The sequence below is a fragment of the Enterobacter sp. ECC-019 genome (assembly GCF_043974075.1).
In the GTDB taxonomy this organism is placed as follows: Bacteria; Pseudomonadota; Gammaproteobacteria; order Enterobacterales; family Enterobacteriaceae; genus Enterobacter; species Enterobacter asburiae_D.
The window spans coordinates 1,906,998-1,924,797 of record NZ_CP143759.1 but is presented as its reverse complement, the minus strand read 5'-3'; the positions used below and the strand labels follow the sequence as shown (position 1 = coordinate 1,924,797).

Sequence of the window (17,800 nt, the reverse complement as noted above, 5' to 3'; positions counted from 1 at the left end):
GCCCTCAGGCGTTGCTGTCACTCTTTGTGAGAAAGCTTGTCTGCCGGGACGTCATCCTCGGCGCTTTTCTTCGCCGCTGCATCATCGTCGTTCATCGCTTTCTTAAAGCCTTTGATGGCAGCCCCCAGGTCACCACCCAGCGTGCGTAACTTCTTGGTACCAAACAGCAGGACGACCAGTGCGGCAACCACCAGCAGTTTGGTAATACTAATCTCACCCATAGATACCTTCTTTACTTAAAACAGGCTGCATTCAGCGCCAAAACCTGACTGTATTAACGGTCATTTAGCGCGTGCACACAATAGCAATCTGTAACAAGGTGAATCAAGCGTTGTTGAAAAAAACATCACAATAATTGCGGTGGCGCAAACCGACGATTGCGAAGAACAGGTAATTGCTGGCGCGCAAGCGCAATTCTTTCTAAGTTTATCTCCGCCACCAGCAAATGCGGGGCTTCAGCGGCGGCGGCGATCGTCACCCCCAGCGGATCAACCACCCTGCTTTGCCCGATGTTTTTCGTGCCACATTCCCCTGCGGCAACAACATAGCAGGTTGTATCCAGCGCGCGCGCCGCAAGCAGCGTTGCCCAGTGGTGCTCTTTTAACGGCCCTCTGACCCACGCGGCAGGCAGTACCAGTACGTCCGCCCCCTGCAGCGCCAGATGCAGCGCCAGCTCGGGAAAACGCAGGTCATAGCACGTCATTAACCCGATCTTAAATCCCTCAATCTCCAGCAGCGGGGGGATACTGTCTCCGGGGTCAACACGACGCGACTCCTGAATGCTGAACGCATCATAGAGATGAAGCTTGGCGTAGCGTGCGACAATGACCCCGCTACGGATAGCCACAAGCGTATTGACTGCTCGACCCGGCGTTGAGGGAACATGGATCGTTAAAATCGTCGTCATGGTATTACCCGCGCTCTGGGCGAGCAGTTGCTGTAAAAATTCGCCGTCCAGCGGCTGCGCCGACTTCACGGATAAATCCGGGTCATTATCATCCCTGGCCAGCAGCGCTTCAGGGAGAACCAGCAGCGACGCACCGTTCTGCCGGGCCTGTATCATCAGGTTGACACACGTGAGCGCATTTTTATGCCAGTCAGGCGTGACCACAAATTGCCCTACCGCAACATACATATTTGTCCCCTCATCATAAACGGCGTTAAACTCGCTTCTCTTACACATCAAATAGCAGGTATTTAGCGTGTTACAACTACTTTTAGCCGTTTTTATTGGTGGGGGAACGGGTAGCGTTGCGCGATGGTTTCTGAGTATGCGGTTTAACCCCCTGCATCAGGCGATTCCCATGGGGACGCTTGCCGCTAACCTGATTGGTGCCTTTATCATCGGCATGGGGCTGGCCTGGTTTAACCGAATGACGCACATCGACCCCATGTGGAAGGTATTGATTACCACCGGATTCTGCGGCGGTTTGACAACCTTCTCAACCTTCTCTGCGGAAACGGTTTTTCTCTTTCAGGAAGGCCGTATCGGCTGGGCACTGATGAATATGGCGATCAATATGTTCGGCTCCTTTGCGATGACGGGGATCGCATTTTGGCTATTTTCTTCCGCAAGCGCGCATTAACAGCCGAACCGTTAATGTTGGCTTAATTTTTCTCTGTCACTCTGGATGCAGTACTGAACGAGGGTGACAGAATGAAACAGAGTCTGATGAGCGCAGGAATGGTGTTGTTGAGCGTGCTGATCGTTGCCAGCTTCCTGAAAATGTATTTGCTTGGCTGATTCAAAACGAAAAAAAACCCGCTCAGTGAGCGGGTTTTGAAATTCTTGCTGACGCGTCTGAATTACAGAGCGATTACGTTAGCAGCAGAAGGGCCTTTGGCACCGTTAGTGATTTCGAACTCTACACGCTGACCTTCAGCCAGAGTTTTGAAACCATTAGTCTGGATTGCAGAGAAGTGTACGAACACATCTTTGCTGCCATCTTCAGGAGTAATGAAACCGAATCCTTTGGACTCATTAAACCACTTAACGTTACCTTTAATCTTAGACATCAAAATTACCTTTACATTAAAAAACGACACAAATGCTGTGTCGGTTACCAGTACATCAATTGTGGGACCTTTTGTCCAGCGGTTCTTTGATAAAAAGTGACTAAAGTCGCGTTAATTTTCACTGACAGATTTTTATCGCTTATGAATCAACACCTGCACGTTTTTTCACCGCCATGTAACGTTTTGTCAGTTAAAACTGAAAACGCATCCAGGCGAAGTAAACGTTTCCGTTGTTGTAAGTCCCCGGGATGTAGGTCATCTGGAACGTTGCAGGGCCATAGCCAATAGAAGCCAAAGGCAACAGCACCGGTATCGGGATGTATTTCCAGTTGTCACGTGCAGTGACCCCGGCGGTATAGCCCAAACCGATGTGGAAGTTCTCGTCCGCTAGCGGACGCCAGGTTTTCTCCCAACCATAACCCCCAATCGGCTCCCATTTATTAAACGAGTCTTTGAAGGCCATCAGATAGATGCCATTCCAGTTTCCGTTTTCATCCCAGCGAGACTGGCCAAAACCCGCGCCCCACGGACGCTCGTTGTATTTATCGGTTTTCTCTTTGTCATAAGCAAAACGCGCATGCCACGTTATTGCCGGAACATAGAGATCATAATGTTCAGGTGCCGTCCATGTCTGGGAAACATTATCCGTAAAGGTTGAAAACCAGCCTTTATCCGCCTCGTTGCCTTCTGCCTGTGCAACAGAAGAAAACGTTAACTGCCCAAAAATAAACAACAAAATAGAGAAAAATGTATTACGTGCGCTCACAATGCAATTACCATTCTTAGTATTCGAGGCAAAGTTTACCATAAAATAGTTGAATCAAGGCTTAACGGCATCGGCGTTATTCCTAATTATTCGGCCTCTTTCCGGGAATATTCTTAAAGAAAGCGAGAGATACGCACAAATAAGCCCACAAAGAGTGCGGTTTTCCACATTAAGCCTTGTTAATCAGCGACATGAAAAACCACACAAAATATTAACAATTTGTTATCATTAATAGGACATATTGCGCTATTTCTGATGGTCAAGGGCCTCATGACATAAATGTATGGACCATGGCAAAACACGGTGGTTCGGTTCTCTAGTCGTCTGTTTATTGATTTTAATCAGCAAGAACAGGCCAATTATTCGGCACATTTTCATCCTTCTTTTTTTATTGATTTTTTGTGCTCCATTGCAGCAGAGATACAGGGGAAATCATGCTTACGTTATTCGAGCTCCTTATTGGGGTCGTCGTCATTGTCGGCGTCGCTCGCTACATCATAAAAGGCTACTCGGCCACGGGCGTATTATTTGTTGGCGGTTTAACACTGCTGATTATCAGCGCAATAATGGGGCACCAGGTGTTACCTGCCAGCGCGACCAGCACCGGTTACACCGCTACAGATATTGTTGAATACATTAAAATATTGCTCATGAGCCGCGGCGGCGATCTGGGCATGATGATCATGATGCTGTGTGGTTTTGCGGCCTACATGACCCACATCGGCGCCAACGACATGGTCGTTAAGCTTGCCTCCAAACCCCTGCAGTACATCAACTCGCCGTATCTCCTGATGGTCGCGGCCTATTTCCTCGCCTGCCTGATGTCGCTTGCCGTTTCGTCGGCTACCGGACTTGGCGTACTGCTCATGGCGACGCTGTTCCCGGTCATGGTGAACGTCGGTATCAGCCGTGGCGCGGCCGCGGCAATTTGCGCGTCTCCGGCGGCCATTATTCTCTCCCCGACCTCCGGCGATGTTGTGCTGGCGGCAAAGGCGGCTGAGATGTCACTCATCGACTTCGCCTTTAAAACCACGTTACCGATCTCGATTGTTGCCATCGTGGGCATGGGTATCGCGCATTTCTTCTGGCAGCGCTATCTCGATAAGAAAGAAAATATCAGCCATGAAATGATGGACGTGAGTGAAATCACCACTACCGCTCCCGCGTTCTATGCCATTCTGCCGTTCACCCCGATCATCGGTGTGCTGATTTTTGACGGCAAATGGGGTCCACAGCTGCACATCATCACCATTCTGGTCATCTGTATGCTGCTGGCCGCCGTGCTGGAGTTTGTGCGCGGTTTTAACACGCAAAAAGTCTTCTCAGGTCTGGAAGTGGCGTATCGCGGTATGGCGGATGCCTTCGCTGGCGTAGTGATGCTGCTGGTTGCGGCAGGCGTTTTTGCCCAGGGTCTGAGCACGATCGGCTTTATCCAGAGCCTGATTTCTATCGCCACCTCGTTCGGCTCGGCCAGTATTATCCTGATGCTGGTTCTGGTGGTGCTCACCATGCTGGCGGCCATGACCACCGGTTCCGGTAATGCGCCTTTCTATGCTTTCGTTGAGATGATCCCAAAACTGGCCCACTCATCCGGTATTAACCCGGCCTATCTCTCCATTCCCATGCTGCAGGCGTCAAACCTGGGCCGTACCATTTCGCCGGTGTCGGGCGTGGTCGTTGCCGTTGCCGGGATGGCGAAAATCTCGCCATTCGAAGTCGTCAAACGCACATCGGTGCCCGTTATGGTTGGCCTGATTATCGTGATTATCGCCACGGAAGTGCTGGTACCCGGCGCGGCCTAAGCTAAATTAGGGATATCCAAAAAGCGCCTGCGGGCGCTTTTTGTGCTTTAATAACTTCCAGAAATTAATTGTGCTCATTCGATCAGGAAATCATATGTTCAGGAAGGATATCGTCATCCCGTCTGGCGCAATGGCGCTTGCACTCTGTCTCTTCTCCGCACAGGCGGAACCGCTGAAGGCAACACAGTATGGCGACTTCGATCGCTATGTGCTGGCGCTGTCCTGGCAAACCGGCTTTTGCCAGAGCATGGTCGAGCGCAACCGTAATGAACCTGACGAGTGTCGCCTGCAAAAAGAGCGCGAGAATAAAGCCGATTTTCTGACCGTTCACGGGCTATGGCCTGGCCTGCCGAAATCTATTGCCTCACGAGGCGTGGATGAACGTCGATGGATGCGTTTTGGCTGCGCCACGCGCCCCATTCCGAACATGCCGGAAGTGAAGGCCAGCCGAAAATGTAATGCCGCCGAAACCGGGCTGTCGCTTTCCGCTGCCGCAAAGCTCAACGACGTGATGCCGGGTGCGGGCGGGAATTCCTGCCTAGAACGCTACGAATATGCCAAACATGGTGTCTGTTTTGGTTTCGATCCGGATGCCTATTTCGGCACGATGGTGCGGATGAATCAGGAAGTTAAAAGCAGCGCAGTCGGTAAATTCCTCGCCGAGAACTACGGGAAACCCGTCAATCGCAGTGACTTTGACAGTGCCGTTGCCAAAAGCTGGGGCAAGGAGAACATTAAAGCGTTCAAGCTGACCTGCAACGGTAACCCGGCGTATCTCACCGAGATGCAGATTTCACTGAAGGCAGACGCCATTAACAACCCGCTTTCTGCGGCATCATTTGCACCGCAGCCACACCCGGGTAACTGCGGAAAACAGTTCGTGATTGATAAAGCTGGTTACTGATCCGCGCCCGGGCGCACCATATCAAACCGGTTTTCGTCACTGATGCCATAGTACGCCGTCGGCCCACCCGCACGCAGGATGGGCTGCGCTTTTGCCGTCTGGTATATCCCCTCTTCCAGCAGCGTTTCGGCAATATGAATACCGACCACCTCCCCCAATACCAGCCAGGTATCGACCGGCGTGCCGTCGGCACCGGTAAGCTGAATGCACTGCGACAGGCGGCACTCAAAATTCACCGGGCTTTCTGCGACGCGGGGGGCGTTAACCAACTGGCTGGCCGCAGGCGTTAGCCCGGCGAAGCTAAATTCATCCCGATCGTGGGGAAGCATTGCTGAGGTTTGGTTCATCGCTTGCGCGAGACCGCGCGTCGCCAGGTTCCAGACAAACTCACCCGTTTCGGTAATATTCCGCACACTGTCCTTCCAGCCGTTGCTGGAAAAGCCGATGATTGGCGGACGATAGTTAAAGCAGTTAAAGAAGCTATACGGTGCGAGGTTCAACTGACCGGCCCTATCGCATGAGGAGATCCAGCCGATCGGACGTGGACCAATAATGGCGTTCAGCGGATCGTGCGGCAGGCCGTGACCCTGAGACGGTTGGTAAAAGTACATAGTTATCTCTCGTTGGTGGGCAGACGCCCTGGTTCAGGATCTCAGCGTAACGTATTCCTCCCGGAATGAAGACTGAATAAATTTCAGCGAAAATTCATATGGACCATGAATGTGACCTTCATCACTTCAAACTTGTGCGCTCAGCCAGTATCATCGGGAGAGTTAAACCCTCGCTGCCAGACGGCGAGGGTTTTCTTTTGGATCGGTTTCTGCGTTACACGCAGCATTAACGACATGGAGTAAAAATGTCCAGACCTACAATTATCATCAATGAGCTCGACGCAGAACGTATCGACAGGCTGCTGGAAAAAGCAGAGTTTGCCTCACTTCCCGTGGCCGACGCCCTGAATGAGGAGCTCGACCGGGCACAGATGTGCACGCCTGAGTCGATGCCGCATGACGTGGTCACCATGAACAGCCAGGTAAAATTCCGCAATCTGACCACCGGTGAAGAGCTGACCCGCACACTGGTTTACCCGGCTCAGATGACCGACAGCAGCGCACAGCTTTCTGTTCTTGCACCTGTGGGTGCCGCACTGCTGGGACTTCGCACGGGCGATACCATCCACTGGGAATTGCCAGGCGGCGCCTCTGCCCACCTGGAAGTGCTGGCGTTGCTTTACCAGCCGGAAGCCGCGGGCGATTACCTGCGTTAACCTCTTCTGAACAAGCGCTTCCGCGTTGCACAGAGGATGCAGCCGCATCCTCTTTCCGCAAATTCACCCCATTTTCCTATATCGCGCTAAGCGGCCTTAATCCACGCTTAATCTGTTTTGGTGCCGCGGGGACGGTCATGAGTGAGATACTGGTTATCACACTTATTTTTCTGATTTTTGTGGCGATTATCGTCACGGCCGTGCTCTACCTTGAACGCCACAGGTAAGCGAGCCTTCTTATACAAACCCACCCGGAAAACCTCCACCAGCCCCTTAATGGTCTACTCAGCGGCAATTTATCCTGGCGAGAGAAGAAAACTGACGGGGTGCTTACAGAAACCATTAATATTTTGTGGTTGAATAAGTTCAGCGTTTATAAACAAGGAGAAACGGGTATGTATCAGAGAATCATTATGCCGGTTGATGTTTTTGAGATGGAGCTGAGCGACAAGGCCGTTCGCCATGCGGAGTTCCTGGCGCAGCAGAACGGTGTCATCCATCTGTTGCACGTACTGCCGGGCTCCGCCAGCCTGAGCCTTCACCGCTTTGCCGCCGATGTGCGTCGCTTCGAGGAGCATTTGCAGCATGAAGCGGAAACCCGTCTGCAGACCATGGTCAGCCACTTCAGCATCGACCCTTCACGGATCAAAACGCACGTCAGATTCGGCAGCGTACGCGATGCGGTAAACGAACTGGCGAACGAGCTGAAAGCAGATGTGGTGGTCATCGGTTCGCGCAACCCTTCCATTACCACGCACCTGCTGGGCTCTAACGCCTCCAGCGTGATCCGCCACACCCACATACCGGTGATGGTCGTAAGATAAAAAAAGAGGCCACCTTTCGGTGGCCTCTCGCTATTGCAGGTGTAACCTTACTTTCTTCTATTATGCGGTTTTGGTGCGGATCAGATAGTCAAACGAACTCAGCGACGCCTTCGCCCCTTCGCCCGTGGCGATGATGATCTGTTTGTACGGTACGGTAGTACAGTCGCCCGCCGCAAACACGCCTTTCACGCTGGTTTCACATTTCGCATCGATGATGATTTCGCCCATGCGGTTGCGCTCAATCGCACCTTCCAGCCAGGTGGTGTTTGGCAGCAGACCAATCTGCACGAAGATCCCTGACAGCTGAATGCTGTGAACGTCGCCGCTCACGCGGTCGCGGTATTCCAGGCCGGTCACTTTGCTGCCGTCGCCCTTCACTTCCGTGGTTTGCGCATTCAGTACGATGTCGACGTTTTTCAGGCTGCGAACTTTATCCTGCAGAACCTGATCGGCCTTCATCTCTGGAGCGAACTCCAGAAGCGTAACGTGTTCAACAATCCCCGCCAGGTCGATAGCCGCTTCCACGCCGGAGTTACCGCCGCCGATCACCGCCACACGTTTACCTTTAAACAGCGGGCCGTCGCAGTGCGGACAGTAGGTCACGCCTTTGGTACGGTACTGATCTTCGCCCGGGACGTTCATGTTGCGCCATTTCGCGCCAGTGGCAATGATAATGCTGCGCGCTTTCAGCACCGCGCCGGACGCAGTTTCAATCTGGTGTAAACCACCCTCGACCGCTGCCGGAACCAGCTTGCTGGCGCTCTGGCTGTCGATCACGTCCACGTCGTAGTCGCTGACGTGCGCCTTCAGCGCCCCCGCCAGCTTCTGGCCTTCGGTCTTCGGTACGGAGATGTAGTTTTCGATGTCCACGGTATCCAGCACCTGGCCGCCGAAGCGTTCGCCCATCAGGCCGGTACGAATACCTTTACGCGCGGAGTACACCGCCGCCGCCGCACCCGCAGGGCCGGAACCGACGATCAGCACGTCGTAGGCATCGCGTTTGTTCAGCTCTTCCGCCGCACGTTTTTCTGCGCCGGTATCCACTTTGGCAACGATTTCGGTCAGCGTCATGCGGCCCTGGCCGAACTCTTTGCCGTTCATGTAGACCGCCGGAACGCCCATCACGTTGCGATCGGTGATTTCATTCTGGAAGGTACCACCGTCAATCGCCGTGTGCTTAATGCGCGGGTTCAGGACTGACATCAGGTTCAGCGCCTGCACCACGTCCGGGCAGTTGTGGCAGGAGAGCGAGTAATAGGTTTCAAACTCGAAATCACCGTCGATATCGCGGATCTGCTCCAGCAGCGCCTGCGCCTCTTTTGACGGATGACCACCGGTCCACAGCAGCGCCAGCACCAGTGAGGTAAATTCGTGACCCAGAGGAGAACCGGCAAAGCGTGGTCCCTGGTCGGAGCCTGGGTTAGTAATCAGGAAAGAGGGCTTACGGACCGGCAGCGCGTTGTCTTCTTTGAAGGTCACCTTCGGCGACAGTTCGGCGATCTCCGCCAGCAGTTCCTTGATCTCTGCCGATTTGGCGCTGTCGTCAAGCGTAGCAATCAGCTCAACGGGTTTGGTCAGTTTCTCAAGGTAGGCCTTGAGCTGGGTCTTCATATTTGTGTCGAGCATTGTTCTTCCCTCTCTTAAGACGTCATCATGCAAGCTGCCTTAATCGGGCGGCCTGAATGCAACTTGCATCATGGTGCTGGAATGAAATGGGCGCGGGTGCGCCCATTGATTACCGGGTGGCACTTCGTTTACCCGGCCTTGTATTATCCTTCCGTGCAGAAAGAACCGGCCAGTTCTTTCTGCCATGCAGTCCACATGCCGTACCCGGCCTTAGGCCACGAGCCTGTGTTGTAGATCCCTGCAGTGGACTGCACCTTCTCCACAAGTGACAAACCGGACAGTATCATGGACCGGTTTTCCCGGTAATCCGCATTCACAAGGTTGGTTTCACTATGGAACAGGAACTTCACTTTATTGGTATCGATGTCTCCAAAGCTAAGCTGGATGTCGATGTGTTGCGACCTGATGGCCGTCACCGCAGCAAAAAATTTACTAACACACCTAAAGGTCACGAGGAGCTGCTCAGCTGGCTCCGCAGCCATAATGTGGCTCAGGCACATATCTGCATGGAAGCGACCAGCACCTATATGGAAGACGCAGCAGCATCCCTCAGCGATGCCGGTTTCACCGTATCCATCATCAACCCGGCTCTTGGTAAAGCCTTTGCGCAGAGTGAAGGCCTGCGCAGTAAAACCGATGCCGTTGATGCCCGTATGCTGGCAGAGTTCTGCCGGCAGAAGCGTCCGGTAGCCTGGGAGGCACCTCATCCGCTGGAGCGCGCGTTGCGGGCGCTGGTGCTGCGTCACCAGTCCCTGACAGACATGCACACGCAGGAGCTGAACCGTCGTGAGACGGCGCGGGAGGTGCAGATGCCGAGCATCGATGCGCACCTTCTGTGGCTGGAAGCGGAGCTGAAGCGGCTGGAGAAACAGATAAAGGACCTGACGGATGATGACCCGGACCTGAAGCACCGGCGAAAACTGCTGGACAGCATACCGGGTATCGGTGAAAAGACATCCGCGGTGCTGCTGGCGTATGTGGGGCTGAAGGACAGGTTCGGTCAGGCGCGGCAGTTCGCGGCTTTCGCAGGACTGACACCGCGGCAGCATGAATCAGGAAGCAGCGTACACAGGGCAAGCAGGATGAGTAAGGCTGGCCATGTCTCGCTTCGCAGGGCGCTGTATATGCCCGCGATGGTGGCGCTGTACAAAACGGAGTGGGGAAAAGCGTTCAGGACGCGTCTGGAAAAGAACGGCAAGGGAGCGAAGCTGATAATCGGAGCGATGATGCGTAAGCTGGCGCAGGTGGCGTATGGCGTCCTGAAATCAGGACGCCCGTTCGATGCCACATTGCATCAGGAAAATGCTTGCGTGGCATAACAGTATCTACGATACTGTAGGCCTGTGCAAGCGCAGCGCCGCCAGGCTTTACAGACTTAGATCTTACCGACCAGGTCCAGGGATGGAGCCAGCGTCGCTTCGCCTTCTTTCCATTTCGCCGGGCACACTTCGCCTGGGTGAGAAGCCACGTACTGAGCGGCTTTCACTTTACGCAGCAGGTCAGAAGCATCACGGCCGATACCTTCAGCGGTAACTTCGATAGCCTGGATAATGCCCTGCGGGTCAACAACGAAGGTGGCGCGGTCAGCCAGGCCTTCATCTTCACGCATGTTGTCGAAGTTACGGGTCAGGGCGCCAGTCGGGTCGCCGATCATCGCGTATTTGATTTTTGCGATGGTTTCAGAGCTGCTGTGCCATGCTTTGTGGGTGAAGTGGGTATCGGTAGAGACAGAGTAAACGTCTACGCCCAGCTTCTGCAGCTCGTCGTAATGATCTGCCACGTCACCCAGTTCAGTCGGGCAAACGAAGGTAAAGTCAGCCGGATAGAAGAAGAAGACGCTCCAGCGGCCTTCGGTATCTTTCTCGGTAACTTCGATGAACTCACCGTTTTTGAACGCCTGGTTTTTGAAAGGTTTAATTTTGGTATTAATCAAAGACATCTGTACTTCCTCCGTGTTTTCGTTGAGATGTAAGGTAACCAACTTTATTCATCGGGGCTAATGCGTATGCTTTATCAAATCAATCAGCCAAACCTTACAACGTCGACAAGACAACAAGATGAACCTTTTACAGGAAAGCCTGAAAGTAAAAAGGCCGCCTCAACGGGCGGCCCTGATACCTGAATTCCCCGCAGGTACATTCAGTGCCAGCCGTAACTGGCGTTGCGTTGCGCTCTACAACCCTTTATATCAAGGCGGTAACAGCCTTTTGATTACACCACCCGCGCAGGGATTGAGCAATCCATAAGAGAGGTATTCCTGCCTATGGCTGTGATAGGTTGTGTCGAACATCATTCCGGAGCGTTATAAATTTATTTTTATTATAAAACTATCGCAATATATAAATGACAATTGTCATTCTACGTGCTCCCTCTCACTTCTAAGATAAAAATATTTTAATCATCTTTGAAGCGCTATTTCAATAATCTGATAGCGTGATATATTTAGATGAATTTAATTTAAAATTAAGAGAGTTAACCGAAAGGATTGTAAATGGTTAACTTCAAACTATAGTTATCAGTGATGTGATAACCACAGCAAACACAGCATCCTCAGGACGTAACATGGCAAATCTCTACGACCTTAAGAAATTCGACCTCAACCTGTTAGTCATTTTTGAATGCATTTATCAACATCTGAGTATCAGTAAAGCAGCAGAGACGCTGTATATCACGCCCTCTGCCGTCAGCCAGTCACTGCAACGCTTGCGCAATCAGCTCAACGACCCCCTGTTTATCCGTTCTGGTAAAGGGATCACTCCAACCACTGTAGGCGTCAACCTACATCAGCACCTGGAACAGAATCTCAACCAGCTTGAGCAAACCATTAACATTATGCACAGCAGCGGGCTGAAGAAAAATTTTGTCATTTACTGCCCGCAGTTTATGACGCCTAAAATCATGCTTGACCCGATGAAAATCTTAATGGAGAAGCATAACTATCAAATTGAGCTGCATGATGTTTTTCTCGCTCCCGACTCAGCAGAAGACCTTCTGGCGTACCGAAAAGCAGATCTTGTCTTTTCTTTCGCGCCGCTCAATAGCCGCTCGACGGCCTGCAGCCTGTTTTATGATATGCCTTTTACGCTGGTGTGCCGCCAGGATCATCCCCGCCTGGGTTTGCATGCGACGCGTGACGAAATTCTTCAGGAAAAATTCACGGCCTACCTGAGTAATGAACTGAGCGTGAAGAATTATCAGGAGAATACGGAGCAACTGCTTCCCGAACGAAATATCCTTTTCCGCAGCGACTCATTTATCTCCTTACTGTCGATAATTAGCTATTCTGATATTATTGGATTAGTCCCCATGCCAGCCTTTGAACAGTACGGTCCGGCATTAAACCTGCGCAAGATCGAGACCACATTCACCTTGCCGACAATTCCAATTCATATGATGTATAACCGTTCGGCACTGAATAGCTCTGCATTCTCCAGTTTTATTGAAGAAGTCACCTTACCGCGATAATAATGTCCGATTATTATCGCGCAGTAGGATATTCTTTAATACATTCACTGAATTAATGTTATCAAACAATTACATTATACATTTTTATCTATAATCATTGACACACTGAGGGTATGCCCCCTAATTTATGCCGCAACCTGTTAATTATTACTCAGCAGGAGATTGAGATGTCAATTTACAAATACCCATTGGCTCAAAATGTACTTCATGCCACGCAAGAACGAATAGAATGGACTCTGGAAAATTTATCCAGGGTCTGTGTCTCTTTTTCAGGCGGGAAAGATTCCACCGTCATGTTACATTTGACGGCATTACGCGCCCGCAAGATGAAACGCAAAATAGATGTTCTCTTTATTGACTGGGAAGCACAGTTTACTTACACCATAAACCATGTCGAACATATGCGCGTCTTATACAACGATGTCATCGATCATTTCTGGTGGGTCGCGCTTCCCCTTACTACGCAAAATTCCCTGTCGCAATTCCAGCCGGAATGGCAGTGCTGGGAACCCAATACCACGTGGGTGCGGCAACCTCCCGCCGATGCCATCACCGATCCCAGTTTTTTTCCGTTTTACCAGACGGGTATGACCTTCGAGACCTTTGTGCGCAGTTTCTCCGACTGGTTTTCTCACAATCGCCCGGCTGCCGTGATGATTGGTATCCGCGCCGATGAGTCTTACAACCGTTTTCTGGCTATCGCGTCAGCGCGTAAGCAGCGGTTTGCCGATGATAAACCCTGGACAACCGTCGCCCCGGGCGGGCATACCTGGTATATCTATCCTCTCTACGACTGGAAAACAGCCGATATCTGGACCTGGTTCGCCAGATCGGGATGTTGCTATAACCCGCTCTATGATCTGATGTTCCAGGCCGGCGTGCCGCCCCGCTATATGCGTATTTGTGAGCCCTTCGGCCCGGAGCAACGTCAGGGATTATGGCTCTACCACGTTGTTGAGCCCGATCGCTGGGCGGCCATGTGCGAGCGTGTGAGCGGCGTGCGCAGCGGGGGGATTTACGCCGGACACGATAACCATTTTTACGGCCACCGGAAAATCCTGAAACCCGAACACCTCTGCTGGCGAGAATATGCCATGCTGCTTCTCGACAGCATGCCGCAAAATACCGCTGAGCATTACCGCAATAAAATCGCCATTTATCTGCACTGGTATCAGAAGAGAGGCATAGAGGATATTCCCGATACGCAGGACGGTGATATCGGTGCCAAAGACATTCCCTCCTGGCGCCGTATTTGCAAGGTTCTCCTTAACAACGACTACTGGTGCAGAGCGCTATCGTTCAGCCCAAATAAACCCAAACATTATCAGCGCTACAGCGAAAGAGTGAAGGCGAAACGCAAGGAGTGGGGCATTTTATGCGACAAAGACTAATTACCGAGATGGAAACGTACCTTCAGTCACTTTCCGAAGAGGATCGCATTAACGCCATAAATGCTTTTCGGGAAGCGCTCCATAAAAACAGTCCTTTTCGTGAGCAACCGATAGACTGCGTCCTCTGGATCAGACAGGACGCTATTACCGCTAACGACTACAACCCCAATAACGTTGCCCCACCAGAAAAACGTCTGCTCAGTAAGTCGCTGGAACTCGATGGATTCACCCAACCTATCGTTGTGACAGAAACTGAACCGCAACACTATGAAATTGTGGATGGTTTTCATCGCCATGAAATCGGCAAAAATCGGGCGGCGTTGAAGCATCAGCTTAAGGGATACCTCCCCGTCACCTGCCTGCGCCAGAACCGACAGGATAAACATGACCGTATGGCTGCCACTATTCGTCACAACCGGGCGCGGGGTCGACACCAGATTAACGCCATGTCGGAGATCGTTCGCGAGCTTGTGCAGCTTGGCTGGAATGACGAGAGAATAAGCAAGGAGCTGGGAATGGACAGCGATGAAGTCTTGCGCCTTAAGCAAATCAACGGCCTGCTGGAACTATTTGCAGACCGCCGTTACTCAGAAGCCTGGACGGTGAAATAATCAGAGCGTGTTCAGACGTTCTGCCGCCGCCAGCAGCGTCGATTCCTGTTTCGCAAAGCACAGTCGGATCAGCTTATGCGGGAAGGGATCGGCGCAAAACACTGACAGCGGAATGGCGGCTACGCCCACCTCTTTTGTCAACCACTGGCAAAAGCTGACGTCGTCGAGATCGGAAATGGCGCTGTAGTCTGCCAGCAGGAAGTAGGTCCCTTCCGAAGGCAAGATCTCCAGACGGCTTTTACTCAGCGCAGACACAAACAGGTCCCGTCGTTCGCGGTAGAAACGCGGCAGCTCGCGATAGTGCTCGGGTTCCGCGCGCAGCATATCCGCCAGCGCCAGCTGGGCGGGTGTGTTCACGGCAAAGGTCAGGTACTGGTGCACCTTGCGAAGCTCGGTGCTAATGGCGGTCGGGGCGACGCAGTAGCCCACTTTCCAGCCGGTCATATGGTAAGTCTTACCGAATGACGAGACGGCGATAGCACGCTCGCGAAGCTGCTGATGGGCCAACACGCTGGCGTGCCCTTCTTCTGCAAAGCAGATGTGCTCGTAGACTTCATCGCTCAGCACGTAAATTTCGCGTTCCGCAATCGCCTGCCACAGCGCGGCGAAATCGGCTTTCTGCCATACCGTCGCCGACGGATTGTGCGGCGTATTCAGGATCACCAGCCGGGTTTTGTCGCTCAGCAGCGCAGCAAATGCCTGCCAGTCAGGACGAAAATGCGGCGGCTGCAGCGCCACGCGCTTCACCAGGCCGCCGGAGAGTTCAACCGCAGGCGCATAGCTGTCGTAGCTCGGGTCAAAGCAGATGACTTCATCGCCCGCACGCACCAGCGCGGTGATGGCCGCAAACAGCGCTTCGGTCGCCCCTGCCGTCACCGTGATGTCGCTGTTCGCATCGGGCTTAAAGCCATACAGCTCCGCCGTTTTATCCGCAATGGCATCCCGCAGCGCCTGCACGCCCGTCATTGGCGCATACTGGTTTGCCCCCTGCGCCACGTGGTACGCCAGACGCTCCTGCAGATAGGTCGGGCCGTCGAAATCCGGGAACCCCTGCGAAAGATTAATGGCGTTGTGCTGCTGCGCCAGGGCGCTCATCTGCGTAAAGATGGTGGTCCCGAGATTGGGAAGCTTACTCTGCGGAATCAATGCGTTATTGCTCATTGTGTCGTGCCTGCTTGTAATACTTATGTTGCTGCCACTATAACACGATGTTAGTCTTTGGCAATCAAGACGCTTAGACGTCTAAACCATATGAATATTCCTGGCTGCGAGGGTAAAAGGAAATGACAGACAACCTGCAACTCACACATCTGGTCGACGCCTGCCGCTGGATTGGCGCCAAAGGCTGGGCCCCCGCCACCGGCGGCAACATGTCGGTGCGCCAGGACGAACGCCTCTGCTGGCTCAGCGAATCCGGCAAAGACAAAGGCAGCCTGACGACGAAGGATTTTCTACAGGTTGAAATCGCCACCAACCGCGCGCCGTCTGGTCGTAAGCCATCAGCCGAAACAGGGCTACACACCCTCATCTATCGTCTGTTCCCGGAAGCCAATGCCGTCCTGCACGTACATACCGTCAACGCCACGGTGCTGTCGCGTCTGGTGAAAGAAGCCGAGCTCAACATCAGCGGCTTTGAAATGCAAAAATCCCTCTCCGGGCAGACCACGCATCTGGATACGGTGGCTATCCCGGTCTTTGATAACGACCAGGACATCGACGCCCTCGCCTCGCGTATCGCCCATTACACGCAGGAACGCCCGCTTAATTATGGTTTTCTTCTTCGCGGTCATGGCTTAACCTGCTGGGGACGCGATGTGGCCGAGGCCCGCCGTCATCTGGAAGGATTAGAATTCTTATTTGAATGCGAAATGCGTTTACGACAACTGGAGAGAGTATGATTCGCGCAATTGTGACGGATATTGAAGGAACCACCAGCGATATCCGTTTTGTCCATAATGTTTTGTTCCCCTACGCGCGTGAGCGGCTGGCGGCCTTCGTGACCGCGCAGCAGTACGCCGAGCCGATCAAATCCATTCTGGACAACCTGCGTGATGAAATCGGTCACCCGCACGCCAGCGTCAGCGAACTTATCGACGCCCTGTTTGCCTTTATGGATGAAGATCGCAAATCCACGGCGCTCAAAGCCCTGCAGGGGATCATCTGGCATGACGGCTACGTGAACGGCGACTTTACCGGCCACCTCTACCCGGACGTACTGCCTGCGCTGGAAAAGTGGAAAGCGCAAGGGATTGATCTCTATGTTTATTCCTCTGGCTCCGTCGCCGCGCAGAAACTGTTATTTGGCTACAGCGACGAAGGTGATATTACTCATCTGTTCAGCGGCTATTTTGATACCCACATCGGCGCCAAGCGCGAGGTGCAGTCTTATCAAAACATTGCGGCACAAACGGGCATCGCCCCATCGCAGATCCTGTTCCTGTCCGATGTTCATCAGGAGCTGGACGCGGCTGAACAGGCAGGTTTTCGCACCCTGCAGCTGATTCGCGGCGATGATGACGGCGCAAGCCATCACCATCAGGTCCACCAGTTTGACGAGATTAATCCGGAGCAGATCCCTTCATGAGCGCATTGACCATTTATTCCGATAAAGACGCCAGTCAACACCAGTGGCACAGCACCGACGCCGCCGAGATCGCCCAACAGCTCAACGCTAAAGGGGTGCGCTTCGAACGTTGGGCGGCTGACCGTGATTTAGGCCACGATCCCGCGCCTGAAGCCGTGATCGAGGCGTATCAGCATGCGATCGACAAACTGGTGGCGGAGAAAGGCTATCAGAGCTGGGATGTGATCAGCCTGCGCGCCGACAACCCGCAGAAAGAGGCGCTGCGCGCGAAGTTCCTGAACGAGCACACCCACGGCGAAGACGAAGTGCGCTTCTTCGTGGAAGGCACTGGGCTGTTCTGCCTGCACATTGGCGATGAGGTGTATCAGGTGCTGTGTGAGAAAAACGACCTGATTTCCGTGCCTGCGGGCACGCCGCACTGGTTTGATATGGGCTCAGAGCCGAACTTTACGGCGATTCGTATTTTCGATAACCCGGAAGGCTGGGTGGCGCAGTTTACGGGTGATGCGATCGCGGATGCGTATCCAAGGCTGGCATAAACTTT

General features: G+C 52.9%; 21 protein-coding genes. 13 read left to right on the top strand and 8 right to left on the bottom strand.

Annotation, left to right across the window (positions count from 1 at the left end):
* Positions 1-17 precede the first annotated feature (17 nt).
* Both tatE and V1566_RS08985 read right to left on the bottom strand, forming a co-directional pair.
* Positions 18-221 carry a twin-arginine translocase subunit TatE gene (gene tatE / locus V1566_RS08990; protein ID WP_023310742.1) on the bottom strand — a complete coding sequence of 68 codons (204 nt, stop codon included), beginning with the start codon at positions 219-221 and terminating at the stop codon, positions 18-20.
* A gap of 125 nt (positions 222-346) precedes the next feature.
* A complete protein-coding gene (locus tag V1566_RS08985) occupies positions 347-1,135 on the bottom strand; it encodes a deaminated glutathione amidase (RefSeq protein WP_395305663.1) in 789 nt (262 codons plus the stop codon).
* A gap of 67 nt (positions 1,136-1,202) precedes the next feature.
* Here V1566_RS08985 and crcB point away from each other — a divergent pair, with 67 nt between their 5' ends.
* Complete coding sequence (gene crcB / locus V1566_RS08980; protein ID WP_023310740.1) at positions 1,203-1,586, top strand: fluoride efflux transporter CrcB; 384 nt, start codon at positions 1,203-1,205, stop codon at positions 1,584-1,586.
* A gap of 220 nt (positions 1,587-1,806) precedes the next feature.
* On the opposite strand, the gene cspE is transcribed toward crcB, so the two are convergent.
* A complete protein-coding gene (cspE, locus tag V1566_RS08975) occupies positions 1,807-2,016 on the bottom strand; it encodes a transcription antiterminator/RNA stability regulator CspE (RefSeq protein WP_000034825.1) in 210 nt (69 codons plus the stop codon).
* 190 nt (positions 2,017-2,206) lie between these two features.
* Positions 2,207-2,824 (bottom strand): lipid IV(A) palmitoyltransferase PagP, encoded by a 618-nt coding sequence (pagP, locus tag V1566_RS08970; protein WP_395305662.1) that lies wholly within the window; start codon positions 2,822-2,824, stop codon positions 2,207-2,209.
* Positions 2,825-3,216: 392 nt separating this feature from the next.
* Between pagP and dcuC the strand changes: the two genes are divergently transcribed.
* Entirely contained in the window at positions 3,217-4,584 is a 1,368-nt protein-coding gene (gene dcuC, locus V1566_RS08965) for an anaerobic C4-dicarboxylate transporter DcuC (RefSeq protein ID WP_021242585.1), read from the top strand.
* Positions 4,585-4,678: 94 nt separating this feature from the next.
* Positions 4,679-5,488, top strand: coding sequence for a ribonuclease I (rna, locus tag V1566_RS08960; RefSeq protein WP_395305661.1), 810 nt, complete (start codon positions 4,679-4,681; stop codon positions 5,486-5,488).
* On the opposite strand, the gene V1566_RS08955 is transcribed toward rna, so the two are convergent.
* Positions 5,482-6,099, bottom strand: coding sequence for a flavin reductase family protein (locus tag V1566_RS08955; protein WP_395305660.1), 618 nt, complete (start codon positions 6,097-6,099; stop codon positions 5,482-5,484). The genes rna and V1566_RS08955 overlap by 7 nt on opposite strands.
* A gap of 245 nt (positions 6,100-6,344) precedes the next feature.
* On the opposite strand from V1566_RS08955, the gene rnk reads away from it, so the two are divergent.
* The 3 genes from rnk (at position 6,345) to uspG (ending at position 7,579) form a co-directional block, all read left to right on the top strand.
* Positions 6,345-6,755 (top strand): nucleoside diphosphate kinase regulator, encoded by a 411-nt coding sequence (gene rnk, locus V1566_RS08950; RefSeq protein WP_023334880.1) that lies wholly within the window; start codon positions 6,345-6,347, stop codon positions 6,753-6,755.
* Between the two features lie 137 nt (positions 6,756-6,892).
* Positions 6,893-6,982, top strand: a complete 90-nt coding sequence (yldA, locus tag V1566_RS08945) for a small membrane protein YldA (protein ID WP_283771125.1) — start codon at positions 6,893-6,895, stop codon at positions 6,980-6,982.
* A gap of 168 nt (positions 6,983-7,150) precedes the next feature.
* Positions 7,151-7,579, top strand: a complete 429-nt coding sequence (gene uspG, locus V1566_RS08940; RefSeq protein ID WP_331413031.1) for a universal stress protein UspG — start codon at positions 7,151-7,153, stop codon at positions 7,577-7,579.
* 60 nt (positions 7,580-7,639) lie between these two features.
* Here uspG and ahpF read toward each other — a convergent pair whose 3' ends face one another.
* Positions 7,640-9,205, bottom strand: coding sequence for an alkyl hydroperoxide reductase subunit F (gene ahpF, locus V1566_RS08935; RefSeq protein ID WP_395305659.1), 1,566 nt, complete (start codon positions 9,203-9,205; stop codon positions 7,640-7,642).
* 332 nt (positions 9,206-9,537) lie between these two features.
* Here ahpF and V1566_RS08930 point away from each other — a divergent pair, with 332 nt between their 5' ends.
* The gene (locus tag V1566_RS08930; protein WP_395303481.1) at positions 9,538-10,524 is read left to right on the top strand and encodes an IS110 family transposase; all 987 of its coding nucleotides are present in this window, start codon (positions 9,538-9,540) and stop codon (positions 10,522-10,524) included.
* Between the two features lie 56 nt (positions 10,525-10,580).
* Here V1566_RS08930 and ahpC read toward each other — a convergent pair whose 3' ends face one another.
* Complete coding sequence (gene ahpC / locus V1566_RS08925; RefSeq protein WP_008501015.1) at positions 10,581-11,144, bottom strand: alkyl hydroperoxide reductase subunit C; 564 nt, start codon at positions 11,142-11,144, stop codon at positions 10,581-10,583.
* Positions 11,145-11,767: 623 nt separating this feature from the next.
* Here ahpC and V1566_RS08920 point away from each other — a divergent pair.
* The 3 genes from V1566_RS08920 (at position 11,768) to V1566_RS08910 (ending at position 14,672) form a co-directional block, all read left to right on the top strand.
* Positions 11,768-12,670 (top strand): LysR family transcriptional regulator, encoded by a 903-nt coding sequence (locus V1566_RS08920; RefSeq protein WP_395305658.1) that lies wholly within the window; start codon positions 11,768-11,770, stop codon positions 12,668-12,670.
* A 167-nt stretch (positions 12,671-12,837) separates the two neighbouring features.
* Positions 12,838-14,061: a phosphoadenosine phosphosulfate reductase gene (locus V1566_RS08915; protein WP_395305657.1), complete on the top strand. Its 1,224-nt coding sequence runs from the start codon at positions 12,838-12,840 to the stop codon at positions 14,059-14,061.
* Positions 14,046-14,672: an IbrB-like domain-containing protein gene (locus tag V1566_RS08910; protein ID WP_395305656.1), complete on the top strand. Its 627-nt coding sequence runs from the start codon at positions 14,046-14,048 to the stop codon at positions 14,670-14,672. The genes V1566_RS08915 and V1566_RS08910 overlap by 16 nt, the downstream gene beginning before the upstream one ends.
* Here V1566_RS08910 and V1566_RS08905 read toward each other — a convergent pair whose 3' ends face one another.
* Positions 14,673-15,833 carry a pyridoxal phosphate-dependent aminotransferase gene (locus V1566_RS08905; RefSeq protein ID WP_395305655.1) on the bottom strand — a complete coding sequence of 387 codons (1,161 nt, stop codon included), beginning with the start codon at positions 15,831-15,833 and terminating at the stop codon, positions 14,673-14,675.
* A 122-nt stretch (positions 15,834-15,955) separates the two neighbouring features.
* Here V1566_RS08905 and V1566_RS08900 point away from each other — a divergent pair, with 122 nt between their 5' ends.
* From V1566_RS08900 to V1566_RS08890, 3 genes are read left to right on the top strand one after another with little or no spacing between them, the layout of a single operon-like run.
* A complete protein-coding gene (locus V1566_RS08900) occupies positions 15,956-16,570 on the top strand; it encodes a methylthioribulose 1-phosphate dehydratase (RefSeq protein WP_395305654.1) in 615 nt (204 codons plus the stop codon).
* Positions 16,567-17,256 (top strand): acireductone synthase, encoded by a 690-nt coding sequence (gene mtnC, locus V1566_RS08895; RefSeq protein WP_395305653.1) that lies wholly within the window; start codon positions 16,567-16,569, stop codon positions 17,254-17,256. The genes V1566_RS08900 and mtnC overlap by 4 nt, the downstream gene beginning before the upstream one ends.
* Positions 17,253-17,795, top strand: a complete 543-nt coding sequence (locus tag V1566_RS08890) for a 1,2-dihydroxy-3-keto-5-methylthiopentene dioxygenase (RefSeq protein ID WP_395305652.1) — start codon at positions 17,253-17,255, stop codon at positions 17,793-17,795. Before mtnC ends, V1566_RS08890 begins: the two co-directional genes overlap by 4 nt.
* The last annotated feature ends 5 nt before the right edge of the window (positions 17,796-17,800 follow it).

Coding starts and splice junctions, on each gene's coding strand:
- tatE (WP_023310742.1), bottom strand. CDS start 221: ATGGGTGAGATTAGTATTACCAAACTGCTGGTGGTTGCCGCACTGGTC.
- V1566_RS08985 (WP_395305663.1), bottom strand. CDS start 1,135: ATGTATGTTGCGGTAGGGCAATTTGTGGTCACGCCTGACTGGCATAAA.
- cspE (WP_000034825.1), bottom strand. CDS start 2,016: ATGTCTAAGATTAAAGGTAACGTTAAGTGGTTTAATGAGTCCAAAGGA.
- pagP (WP_395305662.1), bottom strand. CDS start 2,824: ATGGTAAACTTTGCCTCGAATACTAAGAATGGTAATTGCATTGTGAGC.
- dcuC (WP_021242585.1), top strand. CDS start 3,217: ATGCTTACGTTATTCGAGCTCCTTATTGGGGTCGTCGTCATTGTCGGC.
- rna (WP_395305661.1), top strand. CDS start 4,679: ATGTTCAGGAAGGATATCGTCATCCCGTCTGGCGCAATGGCGCTTGCA.
- V1566_RS08955 (WP_395305660.1), bottom strand. CDS start 6,099: ATGTACTTTTACCAACCGTCTCAGGGTCACGGCCTGCCGCACGATCCG.
- rnk (WP_023334880.1), top strand. CDS start 6,345: ATGTCCAGACCTACAATTATCATCAATGAGCTCGACGCAGAACGTATC.
- yldA (WP_283771125.1), top strand. CDS start 6,893: ATGAGTGAGATACTGGTTATCACACTTATTTTTCTGATTTTTGTGGCG.
- uspG (WP_331413031.1), top strand. CDS start 7,151: ATGTATCAGAGAATCATTATGCCGGTTGATGTTTTTGAGATGGAGCTG.
- ahpF (WP_395305659.1), bottom strand. CDS start 9,205: ATGCTCGACACAAATATGAAGACCCAGCTCAAGGCCTACCTTGAGAAA.
- V1566_RS08930 (WP_395303481.1), top strand. CDS start 9,538: ATGGAACAGGAACTTCACTTTATTGGTATCGATGTCTCCAAAGCTAAG.
- ahpC (WP_008501015.1), bottom strand. CDS start 11,144: ATGTCTTTGATTAATACCAAAATTAAACCTTTCAAAAACCAGGCGTTC.
- V1566_RS08920 (WP_395305658.1), top strand. CDS start 11,768: ATGGCAAATCTCTACGACCTTAAGAAATTCGACCTCAACCTGTTAGTC.
- V1566_RS08915 (WP_395305657.1), top strand. CDS start 12,838: ATGTCAATTTACAAATACCCATTGGCTCAAAATGTACTTCATGCCACG.
- V1566_RS08910 (WP_395305656.1), top strand. CDS start 14,046: ATGCGACAAAGACTAATTACCGAGATGGAAACGTACCTTCAGTCACTT.
- V1566_RS08905 (WP_395305655.1), bottom strand. CDS start 15,833: ATGAGCAATAACGCATTGATTCCGCAGAGTAAGCTTCCCAATCTCGGG.
- V1566_RS08900 (WP_395305654.1), top strand. CDS start 15,956: ATGACAGACAACCTGCAACTCACACATCTGGTCGACGCCTGCCGCTGG.
- mtnC (WP_395305653.1), top strand. CDS start 16,567: ATGATTCGCGCAATTGTGACGGATATTGAAGGAACCACCAGCGATATC.
- V1566_RS08890 (WP_395305652.1), top strand. CDS start 17,253: ATGAGCGCATTGACCATTTATTCCGATAAAGACGCCAGTCAACACCAG.